The organism is Streptomyces sp. SID4985, assembly GCF_009863025.1.
GTDB lineage: Bacteria > Actinomycetota > Actinomycetes > Streptomycetales > Streptomycetaceae > Streptomyces.
Map to the genome: position 1 here is coordinate 1 of NZ_WWIR01000313.1, position 777 is coordinate 777.

At 76.6% G+C, this 777-nt stretch carries 1 pseudogene; it reads right to left on the reverse strand.

Going from position 1 to position 777, the window contains the following annotated elements:
• Positions 1 to 144 precede the first annotated feature (144 nt).
• Positions 145 to 777, reverse strand: a pseudogene (locus GTW40_RS33090) (DEAD/DEAH box helicase); the annotation flags it as partial.

Sequence of the window (777 nt, forward strand, 5' to 3'; positions counted from 1 at the left end):
CTGCCAGACCGTGTCACCTTCGGGCATGGCTCCAGCGTGCCACGGCGGGGTGCGGTGCGAGGTCGGTCACTCGGGTCCGGCTTCGGTCGCTCGGGTGCGCTCGGGTTGTCGGCCGGGTTCGGGTGCTGGGCGGTGCTCAGGCGCTCAGGTTCTCAGCCGGAGGCCGCGTGGGGTCGCGATGAAGCCCGCGTTCTCCAGGAGGGTGCCTATGGAGGAGGTCAGGGCCGGGGAACCATTGATCCGCTCCACCGTGACCGTGCCCAGGGAGCCCGCCAGGGCCGCCGCTGCCAGGGCCTCGGCCGCCGCGCGCAGGCGTGGGTCGTCGGTGTCGGCGCCGTCCGGGGTGGAGGGCCACGCCAGCAGGGTCTTGCCGCCGCGCTCCATGTACAGCGTCAGCTCGCCGTCCACCAGGACGACCAGCGCGCCCGCCTTGCGGCCCGGCTTGTGCCCGGCGCCGGTCGGCGAGTCGGGCCAGGGGAGCGCGGCGCCGTAGGCGTTGGCGGGGTCGGCGGCGGCCAGGACCACCGCGCGGGAGTCGTTGGCCTGGGTACGGCCTCCACGGTTCGCGTACGTGCGGCTCGCGTTCGAGCGGTTGGCGTTCGTGCGGGGCACGGGGGAGCCGCCCCGGGGGCCGCCGTAGCCCGCGTCGGCGAAGGGGTCGGCCGGGGCGTACGCGTCCGGTGCGGTGCCGTCGCTCTGCGGGGGCCACGCGAAGTCGCCGTCCAGGGCCGTCGGGGGCGCCTGGCCGAGGGCGCCCGGGAACGGTGGGGTGCCGGC